17 protein-coding genes are annotated in these 20,107 nt (G+C 47.3%); 11 read left to right on the top strand and 6 right to left on the bottom strand.

Annotation, left to right across the window (positions count from 1 at the left end; all coding sequences use genetic code 11):
- Positions 1–271 precede the first annotated feature (271 nt).
- Positions 272–4,045, bottom strand: coding sequence for a phosphoribosylformylglycinamidine synthase (locus ACSNJE_RS12385; RefSeq protein WP_495252772.1), 3,774 nt, complete (start codon positions 4,043–4,045; stop codon positions 272–274).
- 108 nt (positions 4,046–4,153) lie between these two features.
- Here ACSNJE_RS12385 and ACSNJE_RS12380 point away from each other — a divergent pair, with 108 nt between their 5' ends.
- Positions 4,154–5,035 (top strand): LysR family transcriptional regulator, encoded by an 882-nt coding sequence (locus ACSNJE_RS12380; protein WP_052218444.1) that lies wholly within the window; start codon positions 4,154–4,156, stop codon positions 5,033–5,035.
- Between the two features lie 207 nt (positions 5,036–5,242).
- Positions 5,243–6,811 carry a glycosyltransferase family protein gene (locus ACSNJE_RS12375; RefSeq protein ID WP_495252771.1) on the top strand — a complete coding sequence of 523 codons (1,569 nt, stop codon included), beginning with the start codon at positions 5,243–5,245 and terminating at the stop codon, positions 6,809–6,811.
- A gap of 58 nt (positions 6,812–6,869) precedes the next feature.
- On the opposite strand, the gene ACSNJE_RS12370 is transcribed toward ACSNJE_RS12375, so the two are convergent.
- The 5 genes from ACSNJE_RS12370 to ACSNJE_RS12350 form a co-directional block, all read right to left on the bottom strand.
- Positions 6,870–8,147, bottom strand: a complete 1,278-nt coding sequence (locus tag ACSNJE_RS12370) for an efflux RND transporter periplasmic adaptor subunit (protein WP_495252770.1) — start codon at positions 8,145–8,147, stop codon at positions 6,870–6,872.
- A 15-nt stretch (positions 8,148–8,162) separates the two neighbouring features.
- A complete protein-coding gene (locus tag ACSNJE_RS12365; protein WP_495252769.1) occupies positions 8,163–10,517 on the bottom strand; it encodes an ABC transporter permease in 2,355 nt (784 codons plus the stop codon).
- Positions 10,517–11,221, bottom strand: a complete 705-nt coding sequence (locus tag ACSNJE_RS12360) for an ABC transporter ATP-binding protein (RefSeq protein ID WP_474774196.1) — start codon at positions 11,219–11,221, stop codon at positions 10,517–10,519. Before ACSNJE_RS12360 ends, ACSNJE_RS12365 begins: the two co-directional genes overlap by 1 nt.
- A gap of 48 nt (positions 11,222–11,269) precedes the next feature.
- Positions 11,270–11,929, bottom strand: coding sequence for a TetR/AcrR family transcriptional regulator (locus ACSNJE_RS12355; protein WP_474774195.1), 660 nt, complete (start codon positions 11,927–11,929; stop codon positions 11,270–11,272).
- A gap of 128 nt (positions 11,930–12,057) precedes the next feature.
- A complete protein-coding gene (locus ACSNJE_RS12350) occupies positions 12,058–12,732 on the bottom strand; it encodes a phosphatase PAP2 family protein (protein ID WP_474774194.1) in 675 nt (224 codons plus the stop codon).
- A 293-nt stretch (positions 12,733–13,025) separates the two neighbouring features.
- Between ACSNJE_RS12350 and ACSNJE_RS12345 the strand changes: the two genes are divergently transcribed.
- The 9 genes from ACSNJE_RS12345 to ACSNJE_RS12305 all read left to right on the top strand — a co-directional run bounded on the left by ACSNJE_RS12345 (position 13,026) and on the right by ACSNJE_RS12305 (position 19,732).
- A complete protein-coding gene (locus ACSNJE_RS12345) occupies positions 13,026–13,775 on the top strand; it encodes a hypothetical protein (protein ID WP_474774193.1) in 750 nt (249 codons plus the stop codon).
- On the top strand, positions 13,772–15,163 hold the full coding sequence (locus ACSNJE_RS12340) for a TadA family conjugal transfer-associated ATPase (protein ID WP_474774192.1): 1,392 nt from the start codon (positions 13,772–13,774) through the stop codon (positions 15,161–15,163). The genes ACSNJE_RS12345 and ACSNJE_RS12340 overlap by 4 nt, the downstream gene beginning before the upstream one ends.
- Entirely contained in the window at positions 15,160–16,032 is an 873-nt protein-coding gene (locus ACSNJE_RS12335) for a type II secretion system F family protein (RefSeq protein WP_495252768.1), read from the top strand. The genes ACSNJE_RS12340 and ACSNJE_RS12335 overlap by 4 nt, the downstream gene beginning before the upstream one ends.
- Before the next feature lie 69 nt (positions 16,033–16,101).
- Positions 16,102–16,959 carry a type II secretion system F family protein gene (locus ACSNJE_RS12330; protein WP_474774190.1) on the top strand — a complete coding sequence of 286 codons (858 nt, stop codon included), beginning with the start codon at positions 16,102–16,104 and terminating at the stop codon, positions 16,957–16,959.
- Positions 16,960–16,975: 16 nt separating this feature from the next.
- Entirely contained in the window at positions 16,976–17,191 is a 216-nt protein-coding gene (locus ACSNJE_RS12325) for a hypothetical protein (RefSeq protein WP_013119698.1), read from the top strand.
- Positions 17,192–17,195: 4 nt separating this feature from the next.
- Positions 17,196–17,618 carry a DUF4320 family protein gene (locus ACSNJE_RS12320; RefSeq protein WP_013119697.1) on the top strand — a complete coding sequence of 141 codons (423 nt, stop codon included), beginning with the start codon at positions 17,196–17,198 and terminating at the stop codon, positions 17,616–17,618.
- 5 nt (positions 17,619–17,623) lie between these two features.
- Entirely contained in the window at positions 17,624–18,070 is a 447-nt protein-coding gene (locus tag ACSNJE_RS12315) for a hypothetical protein (RefSeq protein WP_052218433.1), read from the top strand.
- A gap of 12 nt (positions 18,071–18,082) precedes the next feature.
- Complete coding sequence (cpaB, locus tag ACSNJE_RS12310) at positions 18,083–18,955, top strand: Flp pilus assembly protein CpaB (protein WP_052218432.1); 873 nt, start codon at positions 18,083–18,085, stop codon at positions 18,953–18,955.
- A 33-nt stretch (positions 18,956–18,988) separates the two neighbouring features.
- A complete protein-coding gene (locus ACSNJE_RS12305) occupies positions 18,989–19,732 on the top strand; it encodes a copper amine oxidase N-terminal domain-containing protein (protein WP_495252767.1) in 744 nt (247 codons plus the stop codon).
- Positions 19,733–20,107: the final 375 nt, after the last annotated feature.

Below are 20,107 nucleotides of genomic sequence, written 5' to 3'. Positions count from 1 at the left end.
CAGACCGGTAGATCTACTCAATCGAGTGAAACCTACCCGTCTGGGCTTTTATCCCGTCGGTGTAGTGTTAAAAAACACCTGTACCACTCGGACCAGTCCTATAAGTTAGAACCAAATGACCACTTGTACCAGCAACCGGTCATTGGCCGCTAACTACAGCGGAACCCTAGGCACACTTTCCCTCGTATAACGGTGCAGCTTACCGAAAAACGAGATTTAATTTTACAAATTTATCTTAACAAGGGAGCATGTTTGTGTCAAGATTAGAGTTTTAAGCAAAATACCTTACCCCGGCCTCAAACAGCTTTTGGTCTTTTTCTCCGGGTACATTCTTATAGACATTGGAGCTAATTCTCTCTGAATGTCCCATTTTGCCCAGCACCCGGCCGTCAGGGCTGGTAATACCTTCAATGGCATGCATGGATCCGTTGGGGTTAAAGGCAATGTCGTAAGTTGGTTTCCCCTCGAGGTCCACATATTGAGTAGCCACTTGCCCGTTTCTCATCAACTGTTCTATCTCTTCCTCCCTGCCCACAAAACGCCCTTCGCCGTGAGAAACAGCTATAGTATGGACATCGCCCACATTTACATTGTTAAACCACGGAGACAAGGTAGACGTTACCTTGGTCCGCACCAGGCAGGAAACATGGCGCCCGATGGTATTAAAGGTGAGGGTAGGGCAGTCTTGCGAAATATCTCTGATTTCACCGTAGGGCACCAAACCAAGCTTAATCAGAGCCTGAAAACCGTTGCAGATGCCCAGCATCAGGCCGTCTCTTTGTTTTAACAATTTCATGACTGCCTCTTTAACCCTGGAGTTTCTGAATATAGCAGCGATGAACTTGCCGGAACCGTCAGGCTCATCACCGGCGCTAAAGCCGCCGGGTATCATAATTATCTGCGAATTATCAATGGCCTTGACCATGGCCTCAATTGATTGCTCTATTTCCACGGGGGTAAGGTTCCTGATAACCAGGGTTTCCACTATGCCGCCGGCCTTTTCAAAGGCCCTGGCGCTGTCATATTCACAGTTGGTGCCGGGAAATACCGGGATAAATATCCGTGGCCTGGCCACCGGTATAGCCGGCTTGCCGGTGTTTCTCCCGGTAAACCATGCTGTTTTTGGCTTTTCAGATATGGCGTCTGTCCTGGTAGGAAAGATTTTTTCCAGGGGTTTCTCCCACTCAGCAACAGCCTCTGCCAAGCCTATTTCTACACCGTTTACCTGTAAAACAGCCTTTTCGCTGGTATACCCCAACACCTTGTAATGCACAGAACCGAAAACCTCTTCCAGATTTATCTTTTCGTCCAGCTCCAGGACTATGGAACCGTAATCGGGCGCAAAAAGGTCAGCCGGTTCCATTTTGGCGGTAAAGACCATGCCTATCCGGTTGCCAAAGGCCATCTTGCTCACAGCAGCAGCCAACCCGCCCATTCTTACCGAGTGCGCTGCCAAAACCTTGCCTGACTGGATCAGTTCATATACCTTGGAGAAGTTTGCAGCCAACCGGTCGAAATCAGGCATCTCCTTGGCATCCCGGGCAGCCGGAACCAAAACAACTTTACTGCCAGCTTTTTTGAATTCCGGCGAAACCACTTTATCCACTTTCACAACACCGGCGGCAAAAGCTACCAAGGTAGGAGGAACATGCAGGTCTTTGAAGGTACCTGACATGCTGTCCTTGCCGCCAATGGCCGGAATGCCAAATCTTTTCTGGGCATAGAAGGCCCCCAGCAAAGCGCTGAAAGGCTTGCCCCACCGGGCTGCGTCTTTCCCCAGTTTTTCAAAGTATTCCTGGAGAGTAAGCCTGATTTTTTTATAATCTCCGCCTATAGCAACCACTTTGGCCACAGCTTCCAGAACAGCATACAAAGCGCCGTGGAAAGGACTCCACTTGGCTAATTGGGGGTTATATCCGAAGGTCATCACCGTTCCCGTCGTGGTATCCCCCGCCAGAACAGGGATTTTGGCCACCATACCTTCCGCCGGGGTGGCCTGGTATTTCCCGCCAAAGGGCATGAGCACGGTGCCGGCGCCGATAGTACTGTCAAATCTTTCTACCAAACCCTTTTGACTGCAGACGTTTAAATCCCGCAAGTTGGCCAGCCAGGCAGCCTTTAAATCCCCCAACTCTTTTTCCACACCGGGGTTGAGCCTGGCAAAATAGCTCTCATCCTCTGCCGGCGCCTTCACCGCTACCCTGGTCTTCTGTTTTACCCCGTTGGTGTTGAGGAAAGCCCGGCTGATGTCAACAATGTATTGCCCCCGCCAGCTCATGCGCAGCCTGCCGGTGGAGGTTACTTCCGCCACCGCAGTGGCTTCCAGGTTTTCTTCCCGGGCTAATTGGATAAAGCGCTGCACATTTTCCCGGTCCACCACAACAGCCATGCGCTCCTGGGATTCGGAAATGGCCAGCTCCGTACCGTCCAGCCCCTCATACTTCTTGGGTACTGCATCAAGGTTTATATCCAGCCCGTCAGCCAGTTCTCCGATAGCCACCGATACCCCGCCGGCGCCAAAATCATTGCACTTCTTTATCATTACGCTGACTTCGGGGTTTCTGAACAGCCGCTGGATTTTGCGTTCCTCGGGGGGGTTACCCTTCTGGACCTCAGCGCCGCAGGTCAGAATAGACTCTTCAGTGTGCTCCTTGGAAGAGCCTGTAGCCCCACCGCAACCGTCCCGGCCTGTGCGGCCGCCCACCAGGATAACCACATCTCCCGCTGCCGGTTGTTTCCTGACCACATTTTTCCTGGGCACAGCGCCTATGACGGCGCCAATTTCCATTCGCTTGGCCACAAATCCCTCATCATACAGCTCAGCCACCTGGCCGGTGGCCAAGCCGATCTGGTTGCCGTAGGAACTGTAGCCATGAGCCGCCTCGGTGGTTATCTTACGCTGGGGCAGCTTGCCGGGCAGGGTGTTTTCTATCCTGGTCCGGGGGTCACCGCTGCCGGTAACCCGCATGGCCTGATAGACATAGGAACGCCCTGAGAGCGGGTCCCTGATGGCTCCGCCCAGGCAAGTGGCCGCGCCACCAAAAGGCTCTATTTCCGTGGGGTGGTTATGGGTTTCGTTTTTGAACATAACCAGCCATTCTTCCTCCCGGCCGTCCACGTCCACATTTACCACAATACTGCAGGCATTTATTTCATCTGATTCATCCAGGTCCTGTAAAAGCCCCCTCTTGCGCAGTTCTTTCATGCCCATGGTGGCGATATCCATAAGGCAAATATCCTTCCCTTTATCTTCATAAACAAACCTGCGGGACTGCAGGTACTCCTCATAAGCCTTCTTTACGGGTTGGGTAAAAGTCCCCTCTTCTATGGTCACTTCCTCTATTTCAGTCAAAAAGGTGGTATGCCGGCAGTGGTCGGACCAGTAGGTATCTATTACCCTCAGTTCCGTAACGGTAGGATCCCTTTTTTCAGTGTCCCTAAAATACTCCTGCAGAAACTTGAGATCGGCAAAACTCATGGCCAGGCCCATTTCATCCATCAGGCGCTGCAGCTCTCCGTCAGGCAGGGAAATAAAACCTGCCACCACCGCCACATCAGGGGGAACAATACATTCCATACCCAGGGTTAAAGGCTTGTCCAGAGATGCTTCCCGGGAATCAACAGGATTAATGCAGTAACTTTTTATCCTGGCTATTTCATCATCGGAAATGCTGCCTTTCAGCACAATTACCCGGGCCGACCGGATAACCGGCCTTTCCTTCTGGGTGAGAATCTGCACGCATTGAGCCGCCGAATCTGCCCGCTGGTCATATTGGCCCGGCAGGTATTCCACGGCAAACACTATGTCGCCGTCATCGACAGGCAGCGCCTCGTCATAAACGTAGTCGACGGTCGGTTCTGAAAAAACGGTGGTTCTGGCGTTCCGGTATTCTTCATCGGAAATCCCCTCGATATCATAACGGTTGACAATCCGCAGGCGCTCCAGACCCGCAATATCCAGGTTCTCCTTAAGGTCCCGGTACAGGTTTTGCGCTTCCACATCATAACCGGGTTTCTTTTCGACAAAAATTCTCCGCACTGTCACAGTAATTTTACCACCCCATGAAATTTACTACTTTACAGCTTTATTCTACCATACTAAAATTAATAAGTGTAGTTAATATTACTAATATATTTTATTAGGAGCTCTTATATGGATATCAACTTCGAATTATACAAAGTTTTTTACTACGTAGCCAAAAATCTCAGCTTCTCCGGGGCTTCACAGGAGCTGCACATCTCCCAGTCCGCCGTAAGCCAGTCCGTCAAACTGCTGGAGGAAAAAATGAACTGCCGGCTGTTCATCAGGAATACCAAGCAGGTCAAACTTACTCAGGAAGGGGAGACCCTGTTCAGGCATATTGAACAGGCTTATAACCTGATCAGGGCCGGTGAAAGAAGCATTGAGGAAATCCACTCCCTGCAACAGGGAGAAGTCAGGATAGGGGCAAGTGATACCATCTGTAAATACTACCTTCTTCCCTATCTCAAGAAGTTTAACCGCCTTTACCCCAACATTCGCATCAAAGTGACCAACAGGACATCGCCCAGGTGTATTGAACTACTGAAAAAAGGCAGTGTAGACGTGGCAGTGGTGAACATGCCTGGAACAGTGGAGAAAACAATGCGGGTAGATAAGGTGAAAACCATACACGATGTGTTTATAGCCGGGCAAAACTTCGCCCACCTGAAGAGGAAGAAAATCTCCCTGCAAGAACTGGCACAATATCCTGTGCTGATGCTGGAAAAAAACACCACAACAAGAAACTTTATTGATACGTTCCTGGAAAGTAAAGGCGTAAAGATAATCCCCGAAGTGGAACTGGGCAGTGTGGACCTGCTGGTGGAAATGGCCAAAATAGGCCTGGGCATCTCTCTGGTGGTAAAAGAATACATCGAAAAAGAACTCTCCGGCAGCGAAGTTTTTATGTTGAACCTGCGGGAAAAAATACCTGCCAGGAAGCTGGGTGTTTTAACAAATAACAACATTCCCCTGTCGGTGGCAGCGCAAAAATTTGTAGCATTGCTTGTTTAGCCCCTTCTGAAACAAACGGTTGCCCCAGACATAAACGCAAAGACCTGGGCACCGGTGTTCCGTAAAAGATTTTCGCTACTGTGGAAATTGCTTAAAGATACCAAGTCTGCTATAATCACCATAGTAAACAATCTCTCAGTCACCTGTGGAACACCTTTTGCATATAGGCATAAATGGGGCTCAAATACGCTGGAGAGGATGAAAAAATTGACCCGCGAATTAACAACCATGCAAAAGAACAAGGTGGCGGCGCTTTTTCTGTTTTTGGCAATATTGATTTTTGCCATAGTTGTTTTAAGAAACGCCTGGGTTTCCGACGACGCATACATTACCTTCCGGACAGTGAACAACTTTGTCAACGGGTACGGGTTAACCTGGAATGTAGGCGAGAGAGTGCAGGCTTATACCCACCCCCTGTGGATGTTCATGGTATCCGCTCTGTATTTTTTTACCCATGAGGCTTTTTATACGAGCATTTTTTTGTCCCTCTTTCTGTCTCTGGCCGCTGTGCTGATATTTGCCTTGAAAATAGCTAATTCCAGAACAATAGCAATTTTGGGCATCCTGGTATTGACCGGTTCCAAAGCCTTTATCGATTATTCCACATCAGGATTGGAAAACCCCTTGAATCATTTGATTTTAGCATTGTTTTTCCTTGTATATTTCAAAGGCGAACCAAACCAAAAGAAACTGTTCCTTTTGTCGCTTATAGCTTCATTGGGCATGCTCAACAGGATTGATACTGTACTTATTTATTTTCCCTGCCTATTGTATGCAATGCTCAGATTCCGTAAAAAATCAGGACTGTATTGGGCCGCCATCGGTTTTACTCCCATTGTGGTTTGGGAACTGTTTTCCCTCTTCTATTACGGTTTTCCATTTCCTAATACTGCCTACGCCAAACTACATACAGGCATTAGCAACGCGGCCCTGGCAGTTCAGGGAATCCGCTACTTTAAAAACTCTTTTGGCCTAGATCCTTTAACATTGGTAACTATAATTGCTTCGTTGGTCGCCGCACTGTTGAAAAGGGAAAGAGATAAGCTGGCCGTCGCCGGAGGTATGGCCTTGTACCTGCTTTATATTATTAAAATCGGTGGCGATTTCATGAGCGGCCGGTTTTTTACAGTTGTGCTCTTTTCCGGCGTAGCGCTATTATCCCAGTACCATAACCTGGGCATATTCGGGAAAAAGCAGGCATGGATGACAGGTTTATTTATTATAACCGTCAGCCTAATTGGCCCATTCCCCCCCATCCTTTCAAATGCCGATTACGGTTTGCAAAGGCAGGCTATTTATGCCGACGGTATTGCTGACGAACGCGCTTTTTACTATCAGGCTTCAGGTTTACTGAAAGCCAGAAAAGGCCAGATTATGCCAAACCACGTCTGGACAACAGCAGGCTTGGAGGCCAGAAAAAAAGGCCCTTCGGTGGTAGTCCGAAAAGCCATAGGCTACTACGGTTATTTCGCCGGTCCCGCAGTATATATCGTTGACGAAATGGCTTTATCAGATCCCCTGCTGGCCCGGCTGCCGGCTAAAAAGCCCTGGCGTATCGGGCATTTTGAGCGCAATATCCCATCGGGCTACCTGGCAACCCTACGATCCGGCAAAAATCAAATAAAAGATCGGGGACTGGCTGAATACTATGACAAACTTTCCCTGGTTACCCGCGGCAATCTCTTTGACAGAAGAAGACTGCTGGAAATATGGAATTTCAATACAGGGAAAAACGAGTATCTGATAAGGAACAATCAATTATCAACTCTGCGGTAAAAATATTTATTTGAGATAGAATATATTCATCAGAAAACTTTTGGCAACAACATAATACTTATTTTATCCTGATACCCTCTTTCAGTTCCGGCAGATGTGGGTTCAACAGCACCCGGTCGCCTTCTTTAAGGCCGCTTTTAATTTCTACCAGGTCGTCTCCTTCCACACCGGTCTGCACCTTGACAATAGCTGCTTTACCCTGCCTGTTTACCCAGACATAATCTTCGCCCTTGTCGGAAAAAAGGGCTTCTTTAGGCACCGCCGGTACATCAGGCGCCTTTTGGGTGGTAACCACCACATCCACGGTAGCACCCGGTATTACCCTGATTCCCGCAGGCTTTTCCTTTAAATTAACTGTTACTTTGATTTTATCTTCGGGAATGCCCAGGGAAGAAATTATCTCTTCAGCGGCAGGAGCAATCCGGTCAATCACCCCTTTAACCTCCACATCCTCGCCCGGGACTCTAAAGATAACCTTCACTTCATCGCCCGTGTTCACCCGCATCATGTCTTTATTGTTAACATATACCTCAATTTTCGTCTTCCCCCTCCTGCCCACGGTAAACAACAAACTGCCCGGAGAAACTATATCCCCCTCTTTTACCTTCCTGGTAAATACAATGCCATCCCGGTCGGCGGTTACCCGGGATTTGGCTTTTTGTCCCTGCAGGTGCCGCAGTTCAGCTTGCAGACTCTCTCTTTGGCCCTCATACTGCAATTGGCTGCTTTTATTCTGCTTCTTTAAGGAAGCCAGGGCAGCTTCAGCCTGGGATACAGCTTTTTGTCTGGTTGCCAGGTCAGCCTCGCTTTGGTCCAGCTCCACTCTGGTCGCCGCTCCCTGGGCATAAAGTTCTTTGATCCTTTCATAATTTGCTTTGGCCAGCCCCAAGGCTACCCGGGCCTGTTCCACCGCCAGTTCCTGTTGTTTTATTTGGTTAATGTCCACCTGGGATAAAGCCGTTTGCTCCTGACCCTCCACGGATTTTAATTCCCCTTCCAGGCGGGCTATCTGGGTGTCCAGTTCGCTAACGTCGATAACGGCCAATAATTTGCCTTTTTCTACACTGTCGCCGGTATCCACATAAACGGCCTTTACCCTCCCCTGAATTTCACTGTAAATGTCTTCAGTAGAGTCACTTACAACTTTGCCCGTTTCCCATACGGTAGACACCACATCGGTTCTCTGCACGGTGTATGTGTCAACATCCACCGCTTGAAAAGCCACTGAGCTTATCAGGCCTAATATAACCAGCAACCCTACGCCGGCGTAAATCCATTTTTTCCGCTTTTTGTTGTCTTTCAGCCCTGTCTGGAAAACCTCCGGCCATTTGGACATAATTCCATCCCCCTTTTATTCACGCTCTTTGAGTACACCTAACATGGACAACCTGCCTATCTTTCCTTTCATCCGCCACTGGGCGACAACCAGGAATAACAAGGTTCCCAGCAGGCTGATGAAAAAGGTTTTGGGCGCAATTATCAAAGGCATATTGTAAATCTCACTGCCGGCAGCATTAACAATGGCATAAAGCATGCCATAGCTGAGCGGTATGCCACAAATTATCGCCAGTGAACCCAGGAAAACCTGCTCGTACAGTAAAATCCGCCCCACTTCCCGCTCAGTCATGCCCAGTACCATTAAAGTGGCCAATTCCCTTTCGCGCTCCGACAGAGAAATAAGGTTTACGTTATAAATTATGGCAAAACCTGTCAGAAAAGCAAAGAAAAGAAGAATGAACTGGCTGGCCTTTGAGGAGGCCATTAATTCCTCAAACTGTTCTTTCATTTTAGTCTTGTCATGGATTGCGGCCACGTTGCGGCCCTCCTGTAAATCCTTTCGGACCTCGGCCATCTTATCCCGTTCTACTGAAAGCAGTATGGAAGAAGCTGCCGAAGGCATATCCATGAGGTCGCCCAAAGCCCCTATTTCCATATAGGCTCCCAAACCGACGTATTGGGGAATAACCTGCCGTACCACGACCTGCTTTTCTCTTTTATCCCCCAGAAAGGATTTGACTGTTACCAAATCGCCTTCTTTAATACTTAAAACCCTGGCTAACTGGTTTGAAACCACCATACCGTTACGCGGCAGGTCCACTCTCCGGCCATCTTTACTCAACAGAGAAAAAAGCCTGGTGTTGGCCGGGAGCCCGGTAATGACGATATCTTTTTCCAGCCATCTATGGTTCACGGTAACCGGCACTTCCAACAAAGGCTCCGCCCTGATAACCCCATCCAGGTATTCGCTGTCCCGCACACCATGCTCTTTAACCACGTAACGGTCTAATATCACTTTTAAATCATATTTTTCGACCCGTTCAAACTGGAATTTAACCAGGTAGTAGGTAGCATCGAAAGATGCCCCGGAAGCAACCATCATGCTGAAAGCGCCGGCCACACCCAGTACGACAAATAAAGCCCGCTGCTTGTTACGGAAGACATTCCTGACAGCCATTCTGGCCTGGATATTCAACAGTTCCCAGAAAAAGGTGACTTTTTCCACCGGCGTCTTTTTTCCCACAATAGGCGCCGGGGGCCGCATGGCCTCTGCCGGTGTCAGGGTTATAACCCTTCTGCAACCCCGGTAACCCGCAAACAAACTGATTAACAGCGAAAGAAAGGCGCCGGCAATAAGGTAAACCCATGAAAATCGGCCGGTTAAACCAGGAATGTTATAATACATTTGATATATGCGGGCCAGGTAAAATGATAAAGCCGAACCGGCCATACCGCCTGCAAGCCCGCCCACGCTCCCGACTAAAAAGGCATATCCAAGGTAATGCCTGATAATTTCCCGGTCAGTAAAACCAAAAGCCTTGAGCACGCCAAGCTGGCCCCTCTGTTGTTCCACCATACGCCTGAGCATAATATACAGGATGCTGCCTGCAACGGCCAGGAAAATGACTGGCGTTGCGAACGCAGACCCTTCCAGCCCTTTCAGCTCTTGTTCCAGCATGGAATTACTCAACTGATCTTTACGGGGGATAAGCCGGGTCATACCATAAGGCGCCAGCATCCTGGTGACCTGGGTCTTGACACTGGAAAAATCCGTTCCGGAATCCAGCGTAAAAGTCACGTCGTTTACCTGTCCACTCATACCCAGAAGCGATGCCAACACACGATACGGTACAAAAGCCACCCCAAAGGTTTTCGGATTGGGTGTCAATGTCAACCCGTCAGGTATTTCATATACATACTCCGGGCTGTTGGCCGTTCCCGTAATAGTGAATTTTACTTCCCGTCCTTTAATGATAAGGGGAATTTCATCTCCTATCCGGTAATTATTTCCGGCCAAAAAAGCCGGGGTAACCAACAATTCCCTGCTTTCGCCCGCCGGCAGCCGGCCTGATTCCAACTTAAAATTGTTCAACGGCTGCCCCGGTGCAAAGGAGACAAGACGCAAGGTGGTCGTTTCCTCACCAGAAGTTTTATGGACCAAAACGTTCTGCACTATCCTGCCGATAGCCCGGTCAATGCCTTTTATATCTTCCAGCTCGTCTACTATACTTTCCGGGCCCCTGGCAATCTGGGCAAAGCCGTCGGCAAAACGGTAATCCCTATAATAATTATCCTTGCTGATCCTTAAACTTTCCAGGGTCAGGGAAAGAGAAACATAAAGCATCAAGCCGATTACCAAGACGCTGATTACGGCCAGGTAGGCGCCCCAGTTACCCCTGATGTCCCTCCACAGTTTGCGTTTCAGCATTACCAGCTCACCTCGCCGGCAGTTACGGGGTTGGCATTAACCTCTATCTTATCCACCCGGCCGTCCTTGATGTATATAACCCGGTCGGCCATTTTTCCTATGGCGGCATTGTGGGTAATGACCAAAACAGTCTTGCCCATCACCCGATTGAAGTTTCTTAACGTATCTAACACCTGCTTCCCTGTTTCGTAGTCCAAAGCTCCGGTAGGTTCGTCGCAGAGTAAAATATCCGGGTTTTTCGCAATAGCCCGGGCTATAGCAACACGCTGTTGTTGCCCACCCGATAACTGGGACGGAAAATGATTTTTTCTGTCGGCCAGCCCCATTTCGGCAAGAACTTTGGCGGGGTCTAAGGGGTTAACGGCTATTTCCGCCGCCAGGGCCACATTTTCATAAGCTGTCAGATTGGGTATCAGGTTGTAGAACTGAAAAATAAAGCCTACAGCATTCCGCCTGAACATGGTCAGTTCTTTTTTGCCCATATTATGCAGCGGGATACCCCGATAGTAAATCTCTCCTTCGGTGGGAGCATCCATCCCACCAAGAATATTCAGGAGCGTACTCTTGCCGGAACCGCTGGGCCCCAGGATAACCACAAACTCTCCCTCGTTAATGTCCAGGTTAATTCCCTTGAGGGCATGGACAGGCACCTCACCGTTAAAGAAGGTTTTATGCAGGTTTTTCGTTTTAATAACTATTTCCATAATAATTGCCCCTTTGGTTAAAGTTAAAAAATGGGCAGCGCTGACAGCCTAAGGTTGCAACCCGTTACGCAGCAGCTTCATTGTTTCGTCAATAATACCTTTTATTTGTTCCTCGTTGAGCCTCTCTGCCAGTTCAGGCTTCTTAAGAAGATCATCCACGGCGCTGCCCCCGAGGATATCCAGAATATATTCCGTTAGTCCCTGGGACAGCATAGAAGAAACCATATAGGAAGCAAGCTTAATATCTATATCTTTCCTGATGCTACCCTGTTCCTGGCCTCGCCTGACCATTTGGCTGAAATATTCAAGGGTCATCTTCCTGCCCTTGACGATAAAATCGTGCAGCGCTTCTTCCCCGGTAGAATCCATGGCATTGGCAATAACCCGGCTCAGTTTTGGGTGGTCAAGGTTAAAACGGATACCGGCCAGCATGGACTGTTCAAAGGCGGTAAAAAAATCCGCACCGGGATCAACTTCCTGCTCAATATAAGCCAGTTTCTCCCTGGCCGCTAACTCGAGCAGGTACATAAAGAGGTCCTTTTTATCCTCAAAGTACTGGTACATGCTGCCCTTGGCAATCCCCGCCCTGGCCACAATCCTGGACAGGGAGGCTTTGCTGTAAGGCCGGCCGGCAAACTCATCAAGAGCAATATCTATAATTTTTTTTCGTTTATCTTCAGGCAGATTAAAAAAGGTCTGTCTCGGCATAACACCCCTCCCAATCAATAAGCATGACCAACCAGTCATATGACCGGTTGGTCATATTATACTCCCAGAAAAAGCCCCCTGTCAAGGCAAATCTGAGGAGGCCTGAATCTTGCCTAATACCTGATTCCTTAATCAATTTCCAAGTCAAGCTTTCTGACTAACTGGGCATATGTTCTCTTTCCCCAGGCAGCAGCTTTCGCCGCAAAATTATAATTATAGACCACGTCAAAGATAATATCTGCCAGGAGAATACCCCCCAGGACATCCAAAATGACATGCTGCTTCACAAATAAAGTCGACAGAATAATTATACCGGCAATAATCCGTACTGCCACGCTGTTAATTCTGTTCCTTAACGGGCTGACCAGTAAGGCTTTCACCATCAGGTAGCTTGTCGAGACGTGAATACTGGGAAAACAGTTATATGGTTGGTCCTTACTGTATACAAAAGCCATCAACCTGGTCAGGATATCGGCTCCCACCAATTCAGGCCTGGGAACAGTAGTCTGGTAGAAATAAAATATCAGGTAACTCAGCAAGAGGGTCATGTTCAAGGCAATTAATGTAGTATAGTAAGTTTGCCTGTCTTTAAAGCAAAAATAGCATAGTAGGACAAAAATGAATATGTACCAGCCCAGATATGGCAGCACAAAAACCTTTACAAAGGGTATCCACCTGTCCGCTACCGTTACCAGGCTGTGTACACCCCGGCCGGGGTTGTTGAGGATAACATAGGACACATTAATTATTGGGATTGAGAGCATTAACAGGAATGATACCAGATTTCCCTTAACTTGCGCCATCCAATATCCCTCCCCTGATGCAGACAAACTTCCGGAATTGAGTCCATTCTGAGTGTATTCTTTTTTACCTATTATAACATTTTTTCAGATGCGCGGGTTTCGTCTAATATTACAAATAATTTACTTTTCAGCAACATTTACGGATTTTCCTGCTTTATCTGACAGATACTAAATTTTTTTGATATTGCCGACAGTATTCGACAGAATTTTCAGAAACTTTTCTGTATAATTGGAAATGGTGTTTCACTTTTTATAAAATATGGCACATATTTTGGGAAAGGCAGGTGCTACTATTGCTCTTTTTCAAAAAATCAAAAGAAGTGTTAACCGTAAAGGAGCAGGTGATAACTGTTTGGAGCCCGGCAGGCTTAAATACAGCAAAAGTCAGTTGGCCTGTGGCTAATCATATTGCCAGGCATACCACCATCGCCCTTGTGGAACTTCCCTGTATGGGGATCCCCCGTCTTGCCTTACAGGCCGATTGTTTGGACCGTACTCTGCATACCGATGCGGCTATATTGGAATATGAAAGAAAAAACAGTTCACCAATTGACTTTTGCCAAAAGGTTAACGATAACCTGGCCATACTGGCGGCAAACGCTTACGCTTTGCCCGATCACCCAGTGGTGCATAAAGTTGAAAACAGTCAAACATTGCAATCCTTCCCCGCTCACTTTATCAATCGAGCAAGGAAAAAAGGTTACAGCGTTATTATTTTTGACTGCCAGGGGGTACTGGTCTCGCCTATGACCTTTTTTGCTTTAAAACAGGCCAACACAATCATATTAGTGGTGGACGACCCTTCAGATTTGGCGTGGACCTTAATCAACAAAGAACGATTGGTTGATGCTTATGACATTGACGTAAACGCTTTTCTCGCCACAACTATCACCACCTCGCCGCAATATTACGAAGAAATACAAAAAGTGCTCAAATGTCCAGTCCTCCCCCTGCATAAAATTGTCCATGCGCTGGCTGACCAGGGGTCTAGCACGACTGCCAAAAATCAACATCTTAAACAAGAACAGGTGGTTACGGGATGACAGTTACATTGTTCAGGCCTTACGAACACAGAACGGTCGCTCAACCGGTTATAGAGGAAGCGGTTATCTCCGCAACGGAAAAAATCTATAAAATAGCGGAACAGGTCAGGTTTTACCTGCGAGAACGTCATTCCCACCTGTTTGCCAAGTCTCTGATGTCCAGGGAATGCCGGGCTGAGCTGCTGCTTATTATCGCTGACTATATCAAGGAAAACGCCGATTTGCACATTCCCGGCCTCTCGCTGGAAAAACAGATTCAAACGCTGCAGAACGAGATAGTGCATCTGGGGCCAATACAGGATGCTCTGGATGACCCTACTGTTTCCAACATTGAGATCAACGGACCTTACGATATATACCTGGAAGTAAACGGAGAAGAGGTCTACCGCCCGGACCTGGCTTTCCAGGATGAAGACCACCTTTACCGGGTAATTGACAAAATGCTGCTGCCTATGGGCAAAAGCCTTACCGCCAACGAACCTCATGTGGATTCCCAGTTTGAAGGGTTCAGAATCTGTGCAGTTCTTGGCAAGGACCGGGGCGGCATATGCAGTGACGGCCCGGCTGTTTCTATACGCAAGTTTTCTCCGGATATCCTGAGCGACGAGTACCTGATCGAAACAGGCACCCTCAATGAGGAAATTATTGAGTTTTTTAAAGATGCCGTTCCGGGAGGTTCCAACATTATCATCGGCGGTTCAACCAACTCAGGAAAAACTACTACCCTGATCAGGCTTCCCCTCTACCTGGACAAGCATGAACGGATTATCACCATAGAGGACTCCCCGGAAATGATGCTCCGGCAAAAACATGCCTATAAAGAATACAGAAACATCGTGGCGCTGGAAACAAAACCCCATGAAAAACCATCTCGCAGATATGACATCGCCAAATTAACGGGCGTCAGTCTCCGCATGCGCCCTTTTAAAATTATCATCGGCGAAGTGCGTTTCAGTGAAGCGGCAAGACAGGCTCATGAAGCCATGAACACCGGGCATGCCCTCTATATGACTATTCACTGCAGTTCAGCCAGGCATGCCGCCATCCGGATTGTGCAACTGGCCGGCGACGGATATAACGACGACGTTATTGCCGCCCAATTAGCTGACAACGTGGACTTAATCTTCTTCCAGCAAAAAATTAAATCCCAACGCATTATTACCGAAATTGTAGAACTCATAGGCTATGAAGGAGCTAAAAAACCCATCGTCAACCCCATCTTCCGGTGGAGAAAAACGGGCGAAAAGGACGGCAAGGTATTAGGTTGCCATGAACGGGTAGGTACAATATCCGCTTCCCTGGCAGAAAAATGGCGCAACAACCTTATTCCTGAAGAGCGCATCAGGAAATGGCAAACCCTTCCCGGTACAGGAGGTGAAGGTCAATGATATCTATTATACCGGCCCTATTCATTTTCTTTTGGGTTATCATGGCCGGCTCACTGCTGTTAGACCGCAAGAAAAGTACTGTTCGACGCCAACTGAACCTTGTGCACTATTTCGGATACAGCCAGGTCAGCGATCAGGCTAAGGATGCAGGTTGGAACATTACCACAAAAGAATTTTTGGCTATCGTGTTGTTCGCTATAGGTATCGGTCTGGTTTTAGCATTAATCTTTAAAAACCCTTTGATAATTGTTGCCGGGGTTGTAGCCGGATACTATCTGCCGCGCTTTATCGTGCAGCGTTACAAAAAACGCGAAAGAATGACGCTGATGGTTGCCATACCGGATTTTGCGCGAATCTTGATTGCGCGTTTGGTAGACCACCACAGCATAGTAAAAGCTTTTGAAATGACCCAAAAAGATTGCTTTGAGCCGATGAAAACCCTGGCCCAAGAATTTGTTAAAGACGTTGGTGTGGGCATAGGTGTTCAGCTAGCTTTGGAAAATTTAAAAGTCAAGGTGTCTTACCGTAAATTTAACACTTTTATTGAAACACTCTTGTTAGCACACCAGGAGGGTTATTCTACCGAAGCCCTGGCAGCGATGAAAAAAGCGGTAGAGTCCATCGAAAGCGATATTAAGGCTATTGAAGCCCTGCAAATAACTACCAGGAAGAAAAAACGGGAACTGTTCTCGGTAGTAATCGCATCCTGGCTCTTCCCGGTAGTCCTTTCCTTTATGAACACGGATAACACTAACATTTTTTTAGACACTTTTTCCGGCAAGGTCCTGATTTTTTTATACATAATTTCAACCATGGTTGTGTTGATTAAGGGAGAAGACTACCTCAGCCTGAAACTTGAAGAACTATAGACCCTGGGAAAGAAGGTGAAGCCTATTGCTATAATTTGGTCATATATTCTGCCTATAGCTGCTTTTTTGTTGACAATCTGGTTGGGCTCTCTTTTGTTTGCCAAAGACAGAAAAGTTGTCAGGGCAATATTGAAGGCCGGCGACATTACTTTGAGTGAATACGAACTTCAAAGAAGAAAAGACGGCAAGCTAGTCAGCCTGGTAGCTGATTTTCTCCCCAAAATAGAAAAAGCGCTTGACCTGCAAAAACTCTTCGGCTACGACCTGAGAAATATGCTTAAAATGATGGGAGAGAAAAAGAAACCCGAACGGCTGTTGGCTGACCATATAGTAACTGCAGTTTTAGCCGGTTCCGTTATGCTGGTCTTGCCTTTAGTTACGGGATTTGAGCTGTATTTTCTTCTTTATCCTGTGGCCATAATTCTGATTATGGTCGGCCAGGCCCAAATGGTGAAAAAACGGTTTAAAGCATGGCAAAACGAAGTGGTTAAAGATATACCCGAACTTATTGACAAAATGCGCATCAGTTTGGCCAGCGGCAAGGATTACCTATCTGCTTTAAAAAAGGTCCAGGAAAATTCCGGACCCAGGTTAAGCAAAATAGTGGAAAGATTGATAAATGATATGCAGATCATGCGGCCCACTCAGGCCCTGGACGAATTTGCCCAGGCCTTTGGATTGCCGGTAATGGTTAAGTTTGTCGCGGCTCTGAAAGTAGGTATGGAGGTAGGGTACGAACAGGCAGAAAGTTACTTTGCCAATATCGAGGATGATATTAGAGACCTAAGAAAACTGTCTCTGGAAGAGCTTACCAAAAATAAACCAGAAAAAGTTGTTTTCCTCAAAGGAATTATGATTGCCCATGCTTTGGCGGCTTTGGCCTTAACCGCAGTAAACCTGTTTTCCAACGTGAACAAAATCTTTTAGAAGGAGAGGTTGAAAAATGTTGTATTTATTGAAAATACATGCAGAATTACTGTTCAGACGCTATTTAAAAGATGAAAGAGGCGAAGGTATGGTGGGTTGGATTGTAGGAGCCCTGCTTACCGTAACTATTGTGACAATCTTGCATGGAGCCATCACCGGTTGGCTAGGCGATTTCTGGGCCGATGTTGAGGCTAATATTGAAAAAATAACGGAAACCGGCGCAGGCGGTTGATACCATGTTTGCGCTGTGGCATGACCAAAAGGGAGAAAGTATGCTTACTCTCCCCGTTCTAATTCTGATAGTATGTATGGTCCTGTATATGGGCGTAGATATTTTCGGCATTTATGTAACCAACCAAAAACTGCGGACCGTCGTCTCAGAAACTTTAACGGTAATGAAAATGTACAACGGTTGGGATGAAAGGGCCGAAGCCTTTTACAACGATATGTTAACAAAGGTAGGCCTGGACCCAACCAGGGTTAAAATAGATGAACGGACATTGACAGACGAAAACATCAACAGGGGCGATATGGTTACTCTGGAAATTTCCACAACTTATAAAGTACGTTCACTGAAACCTTTGAATAAAGAAATTATTGTACCCATCCGAGTAAGGTTATCAGGTGTCGCGCAGATGTTTAAGCAACCGGGGGGATAAACCGGATGAAAACCTTATGGTCCATGCTGGGCGCTCTTTTAATCAGCGTCATTATCATGGAAGTAGGTAAAATCTATGTAACATACAATAAGATTTACACCGCAATGGAACACGCACTGGATGCAGCATTGATCCAGGGCATCAAAGAAGAAGACGCCAAACTGGGAACCATATATGTCGATGAGGAATTAGCCCGGGCGGCAGCAGAGGCAACTTTCAAAGAAAACCTTAACCTCAACGAGTTTTTCGAAAACGACTTAATGAAGGACACTACCTTTACCATCGAAATAAACCAGGGCAATCCCGACGTCCCTGCAGATAAGCCTTATGTTTCGGGGATTGTCTCGACTTCCGTAGCAATTATGTCCCCCACTATGTTTGGCCAACCGACCATCCCGATTACTATCAGAAAAAACCAATTCCAACTGACCACCTATTGCGGAACAGAGTAGGAGGAGAAGACTTTGAAAAAATGGCTTAAAATAACCTTCGTCCTGATTACCGGCCTGCTGCTGGCCGTCACCACCTTCATATTAAACAAATCATATATAGCCCAACACACCGATTTAAAGCCCGTTGTTGTGGCAAAAGAAACAGTTACTCCCTATAACCCAATTACCAAATATGAACTGGTCAAAAAAGTCAGGTCTTCTATCCCCGAAGATGCAGTAACAGATCCGAAATACCTGGAAAAGAAAAAATGGTATGCCGGAAAATTGGGTATCGGCGCGGGAGATATCATCAGGAAATCCAGAATTGTCGATGAAGACAGCAATCCCTTCGGCAAAGCCATTTCTTTGACAGATAATAAAGTTCTGGTGGGGGTAGAAACAAATCTTGTCAAGTCAGCGGGCGCCAACATAAAACCTGGTGTAAAGGTAAATGCATTGGTGTTTAAACCGGCCAACGACCGGAGCGAACAGGATACAGTCATCACTCCCAACGAAAATCCGCTTCTGGGCAATATCTTAGTTAAACAGGTATTAAATTCCCAGGCCACCAATGTCGCTGGAAAAGGAAAAGAGGCTATGCCAACAGTAGCCGTTTTAGAAACAACTGTTCCCGTTGCGAAATTATTGGTGCTGTATCAAGAAACCGGTAAAATTTATCTGGCTCCCGTCGGTGTCGACATAAAAACAGCCTCTAAAATAGCTGAACATAAGCAAACTAATGGCGCACCGGTATCCAAGCCGGTCCCTAAACCCAATACCAGTCCTGCCGCAGGACCGTCCAGACCCACCGCGCCGCAGGTTTCGGCACCGGTTCAAAAAACAATTCCTGCGGCAGCTCAAACAAATGATGTTGCTTCCACCGGGCCCCGAACCAGGCCCCGTTAGCCAATTCTTTTCCGATACAAGGCGGGTTGAACAATGAAAAGGGCTTTTGTATTTATATTACCTTTCCTGGCCATTGTATTTAATATTTCTTTTGCCTGGGCACAAACAACTATAAAGGTCAACGTAAACGGTGAGCCTGTTTCTTTCCCCGATGCTCAGCCTTATCTTAACGCCTGCAACCATATATTGGTCCCGGTTCGTTTTGTAGGTAAATTCCTGGGTGCACAGGTAAATTGGGACGGTAACGACAAGAAAGTCACCATCCAACGGGGATGCACAACAATCATCTTGAAAATTGGCGAAAATAAAGCAGTGGTCAATAGTGAAACTTTGTTTTTGGAGACTGCGGCCACCTTGCATAATGGGAGAACTATGGTTCCCCTGCGCTTCATTTGTGAAACTCTAGGCGCCGGAGTGGACTGGGAACCACAAACCAAAACAGCGAAAGTACTTGTCAATAACGGTTATAACATACCTGATAAAACAGATTTAACCTACGAAATTCCGCCGGCGGAAAATCCGGAGCAGACTGATATCGGCATTTTGATTTCTTTAGAAAAAGACCTGGACAAACAGTTGGCAGATGTCCAGGCCATTTTATTCAGCAAGTTTTCGCGGGAGAAGGTTCGGGAAATAGTTGATTATTTGTCCCTAAAAACCGGCCCTGCCAAAGACCTCCCAATACAGAGGTGGAGAATTGGCGAGTACATCATCACCGCCGGGCCCGGCGCGGATACAAGTCTAATTAAAGTAACAGTCACCAAATTAAAGAAATGAAGCTGACAGCTTCGCTGTGCGGGGCACAGAAGGCATCTTGTCGCTGTACGGTGCAACAACGTTGCTCCGATGCTACGCCTTCCTTCGACCACGGAAGGGGTGGGTGGGGTTCTCCGCTACCAAGGAGCTTTGTGCTGCAAAACCTGGCCAGGCAGGCAGTGTTCCAGAACTCGATGGCTCATGTTGCATTTCTAATAAGTCAGGCCGCCTCCAGTCCGGTTACTCAGCATATGTTGCGTGCCGCAGATTGGAAAAGGGGAGGTTAAATGATTCCTCCGCTCCGGACGAAATCTCCATTGGATAACCGCTCCCGCTTACGCGGCTCGCGGACCGATGGACGATTTAAGCCCCGCTCCGGAAAACATTTAACCTCCC

The organism is Thermincola sp. GK-1, from assembly GCF_059412445.1.
Note: the sequence above shows the minus strand (reverse complement) of the source record. Positions and strands in the feature narration are given on the sequence as shown.